General features: G+C 73.1%; 4 protein-coding genes. All 4 read right to left on the reverse strand.

Annotated elements, in window-relative coordinates; genetic code table 11:
* Positions 1–1,459 (reverse strand): replication-associated recombination protein A (locus FOE67_RS16990; RefSeq protein ID WP_182665197.1); only part of this gene is annotated, 1,459 nt, incomplete at its 3' end.
* An 86-nt stretch (positions 1,460–1,545) separates the two neighbouring features.
* Complete coding sequence (locus tag FOE67_RS16995; protein ID WP_182665199.1) at positions 1,546–2,205, reverse strand: vitamin K epoxide reductase family protein; 660 nt, start codon at positions 2,203–2,205, stop codon at positions 1,546–1,548.
* A 177-nt stretch (positions 2,206–2,382) separates the two neighbouring features.
* A complete protein-coding gene (hisS, locus tag FOE67_RS17000; RefSeq protein ID WP_182665201.1) occupies positions 2,383–3,681 on the reverse strand; it encodes a histidine--tRNA ligase in 1,299 nt (432 codons plus the stop codon).
* Positions 3,682–3,792: 111 nt separating this feature from the next.
* Entirely contained in the window at positions 3,793–4,509 is a 717-nt protein-coding gene (locus FOE67_RS17005; RefSeq protein ID WP_182665203.1) for an MBL fold metallo-hydrolase, read from the reverse strand.
* Between the last annotated feature and the right edge of the window lie 194 nt (positions 4,510–4,703).

Here is a 4,703-nt window from a genome sequence, read left to right on the forward strand (position 1 = left end):
CCCGTGCCCCGGCGTCCCCGGGCGTCTCCCCCGGCCGGGCGTTCCCCGCGTCGGGACGCCCCGTCCCGGGGCCGGTCGGGGCGGTCTCCCCCGCCTGCGGCGGCACGGGCCGTTCCCCCGCCAGTCGGGCCCGCACCCGCTCGGAGACCTCCGCGTACCGGGCCTCCGCCCCGTGCCGACCGGGCCGGTAGTAGCGCCGCCCCCGGGCCGCGTCGGGCGCGTACTGCTGGGCGGCGATGCCGCCGGGCAGGTCGTGGGGGTAGACGTAGGAGGCGCCGTGTCCCAGCGACCGCGCCCCCGCGTAGTGGCTGTCCCGCAGGTGGGCCGGGACCGGTCCGGTGCGTCCGGCCCGGACGTCCCCGAGCGCCTCGTCGATCGCCAGGATCGCGCTGTTGGACTTCGGCGCCAGGGCGAGCGCCAGCACCGCCTGGGACAGGATGATCCGGGCCTCGGGGAAGCCGATCATCGCCACCGCCTGCGCGGCGGCCACCGCCGTGGGCAGGGCCTGCGGATCGGCCAGGCCGATGTCCTCGCTCGCGGCGATCATCAGACGCCGGGCGATGAACCGGGGGTCCTCCCCGGCCTCGACCATGCGGGCCAGCCAGTGCAGGGCGGCGTCGGCGTCCGAACCCCGGATCGACTTGATCAGGGCGCTGGCCACGTCGTAGTGCTGGTCGCCGTCCCGGTCGTAGGCCACCGCGGCCCGGTCCACCGTCCGCTCCAGCACCGCGGGCGTGATCTCCGTGGCGCCCTCCTCCAGGGTGGCCCCGGCGGCGGCCTCCAGCACCGTGAGGGCCCGCCGGGCGTCCCCTCCGGCCAGCCGCAGCAGGTGACGCTCGGTCTCCTCGGGGAGGGTCACCGCGCCGCCCAGCCCGCGTTCCCCCGTCACCGCCCGCCGCACCAGTTCCCGCAGATCCTCCTCGGTCAACGGTTCGAGGGTGAGCAGCAGCGAACGGGAGAGCAGGGGGGTGATCACCGAGAAGTGCGGGTTCTCGGTGGTGGCGGCGATGAGCGTGACCCAGCGGTTCTCCACCGCCGGCAGCAGGGAGTCCTGCTGCGCCTTGCTGAAACGGTGGATCTCGTCCAGGAAGAGCACGGTCTCGCGACCGTGCGTCCCCACCGCCCGGCGGGCGCCCTCGATGACCGCCCGTACCTCCCGCACCCCCGCGCTGATCGCCGACAGCTCGGTGAAACGCCGGTCGGTGGCGTTGCTCACGATCGAGGCGAGAGTGGTCTTCCCGGTGCCGGGAGGCCCCCACAGGATGACCGAGGCGGGCCCGGCCGGCCCGCCGGACCGGCCCGCCACCAGGCGGCGGAGCGGGGACCCGGGGCGGAGCAGGTGTCGCTGGCCGGCGACCTCGTCGAGGGTGCGCGGTCGCATCCGGACCGCCAGCGGTACCGAGGAGGGGTCCTTCTCCCGCCGTTCCTCGGCCGCGGCGGTGAACAGATCGGCTTCCACCCACCCGAGCCTACCCGGGCGCACGCACGGGGCCGGGCACCCCCGAGGGGACGCCCGGCCCCGGGGCGGACGACGTGCCGTATCGGTCAGCCGATCCAGTAGTCCCACCAACGGGTGAGGATGAGCATCCCGATGACGCCGACGTGCAGCACCGGCGGCACCCAGTGGAACTCGATCAGGCCGCGCCGCAGGCCCTCGGGGGCCGGCAGCAGGCGGTGCCGCAGGTTGTGCACGGTGGTGTACCAGAACATGAAGATGGTGGCGACCCAGGCCAGGGAGCACCACAGGCACAGGGCGCCGATGACGTACAGCGACTGGTACATCAGCCAGGTGCAGAAGGCCACCCCGAAGAGGGTGCCGGCCTGCAGCCCCAGCCAGTACCAACGGCGGTAGCGGGCTCCGGCCAGCAGGCCCATGCCGATGGCGATGACCATGCCGTAGGTGACCATCCCCAGCATCGGGTTGGGGAAGCCGAAGACCTCGGCCTGTCGGCTCTCCATGATGTTGCCGCAGGAGAGCACCGGGTTGATGCTGCACGCCGGCACGAAGTCCGGGTCCTCCAACAGGCTGAACTTGTCCAGGGTGATCACCCAGGCGGCCAGCAGGCCCAGGAAGCCGGTGATCACCAGGAGCAGGGAGAAACCCCGGCCGGCCCCCACCCCCCCGGTGTCGGGTGAGGCGGTCTCGGTACCGTGATCGGCGTCGGACGCGGGCGATGCGTTGTCCAGGGACGCTGTCGTCGTCATGTTCTCCGGTGTCCTCGGTTCCCTCGGTGAGCCGGGACGGCCCTCACCGCCGCACCCGCGCGACGCTCCGTCCCACCGCCTCGCACCCTGCGACACGGCACCGCGACCCCGGCCGGCGGGGCACCACCCCGTCCGCCGCCCCCTCGGATCCCACGCACCTCATTGTGCCCCGGGTCGTCACCTTTCCGTCCCGGTCGGGGAAATCGGGGCGACCGTTTCCAGCCGTCGGACGATCTCCGCCCCCGCCTCCTTCAGCGCCACCGCCTCCTGCTCACCGGTGGCGAGGTCCTTGAGCTGGACCATCTCCTCGGCGAGGTCCCGCTCCCCGGCGATCACCGCCCAGCGCGCCCCGGACCGGCCGGCCGACTTCATCGCGTTCTTCAGACCCTTCCCGCCATAGGCCAGATCGGCCGCGACACCGGCCCGCCGCAACTCTGTGACCAGGCCGAACAGCGTGGCGGCGGCCTGCTCGCCGAGCGGCACGGCGTAGACGTCGGTGGCGGCGGGAACGGCGGGCGCCACGCTCTCGGCGCGAAGGGCGAGCACGGTGCGGTCCACCCCCAGCGCCCAGCCGACCGAGGGCAGCGCGGGGCCACCGATCATCTCCGACAGGCCGTCGTAGCGTCCCCCGCCGCCGATCGCCGCCTGGGCCCCCAGGCCGTCGTGCACGAATTCGAAGGTGGTCCTCGTGTAGTAGTCGAGACCGCGCACCAGTGCGGGGTCGTCCTCGTAGGTCACCCCGGCGGCGTCCAGCAGCTCGCGGACCCGGGCGTGGTAGGTGCCGCAGGCGTCGCACAGGTGATCCCGCAGCAGGGGCGCGTCGGTGAGCTGCGCCCGCACGGCGGGGCGCTTGTCGTCCAGGACCCGCAACGGGTTGATCTCCGCCCGCCTCCGGGTCTCCTCGTCCAGGTCGAGACCGCGCAGGAACTCCTGGAGGCGCTGCCGGTAGACCGGTCGGCAGGTCCGGTCGCCCAGGGAGTTGAGCAACAGCCGGACCTCCCGCAGGCCCAGCGCCCGGTGGGCGTCCACCGCCAGCACGATCAGCTCCGCGTCCAGAGCCGGGTCCTCGGCCCCGATGGCCTCGGCCCCGATCTGCGAGAAGTGCCGGTAGCGGCCCTTCTGGGGACGCTCGTAGCGGTAGTAGGAGCCGGAGTACCACAGCTTGACGGGCAGGTTGCCCGCGCGGTGGAGGTTCGCCTCCAGCGCGGCCCGCAGGACCGAGGCCGTGCCCTCGGGCCGCAGCGCCAGTCGGCTGCCGCCCTTGGTGGTGAGGGTGTACATCTCCTTGGTCACGATGTCGGTGGACTCGCCCACGCCGCGGGCGAAGAGTTCCACGTCCTCGAAGCCGGGGGTCTCGACATAGCCGTAGCCGGCCCGGCGCAACGGCGCCGAGAGCGCCTCACGGACGGCCAGGAACTCCTCGGAGTCCGGCGGCAGGAGATCGTAGGTGCCCTTGGGGGCCTTGAAAGTGCTCACGGGGGATCCGGATTCCGCTTCTCGACGCGCCGGCGCGCTCGCGCGGCGCGGGGTCGGGTGATCGTCGGGCGTGCATGGACGACGGTATCGGCGGGCGTGTGCCCCGCCGACTCACGAGGGGCGACGGGGCGACGGGGCGGGAACCCCGTCACCGGCCCCGGCGGCCAACCGGCTGAGGTAGGGGTTGCCGACCCGCTCGCGGCCGATGGTGGTCTGCGGTCCGTGACCGGAGAGCACCACCGTCTCGTCGGCCAGCGGCAGGCACACGCGGGCCAGGGAGTCCATCATCTCGCCGTGGTCGCCGCCCGGGAGGTCGGTGCGGCCGATGGAGCCGGCGAACAACAGGTCGCCCGAGAAGAACACCGGCGGCAGTTCCGGTCCCTCGGGCATCCGGTAGGTCACCGACCCCTTGGTATGGCCGGGTGCGTGCGCGACCGAGAACTCCATGCCCGCCAACTCCAGCACGTGCCCGTCGGTCAGCTCGCGCAGGTCGTCGGGCTCCCCGACGGTCAGCTCCCCCATCAGGGGGGCGCCGATGGCCCGCCCCAGCGCCTTCTCCGGGTCGGTGAGCATGTACCGGTCCCGCGGGTGGATCCAGGCGGGCACGTCGTGGGCGCCGCAGACCGGCACGACCGAGGCCACGTGGTCGATGTGGCCGTGGGTGAGGATCACCGCGACCGGCTTGAGACGGTGGCGGGCGAGCGTCTCCGCGACGCCGTCGGCCGCGCGGTGGCCCGGATCGATGATCACGCATTCCTCACCGGGTCCGGGCGCCACCAGGTAGCAGTTGGTGCCCCAGGCCCCCGCGGGGAATCCGGCCACGAGCACGGGCGTCACCTTTTCATTCGGTTTCGTTCGGTTTCGTTCGGCTTTAGTCGAGTTCGGTCGGGTTCGTTCGGCTTCATTCGAGGTGGTTCGGTCCCCGGGGCGCGGTGCCCCGGGCCGGGCGCACCACGGACGCCCTGCGTCCGAAAGCCTACAGGGGGCCACCTACGCTGTCTCTTATACACAGCCTACGCTGC

The sequence above is a fragment of the Streptomyces calidiresistens genome (assembly GCF_014141525.1).
In the GTDB taxonomy this organism is placed as follows: Bacteria; Actinomycetota; Actinomycetes; order Streptomycetales; family Streptomycetaceae; genus Streptomyces; species Streptomyces calidiresistens.

Bases quoted from the DNA above. Each gene is read 5' to 3' on its own strand.
- FOE67_RS16995 (WP_182665199.1), bottom strand. From the start codon at position 2,205: ATGACGACGACAGCGTCCCTGGACAACGCATCGCCCGCGTCCGACGCC.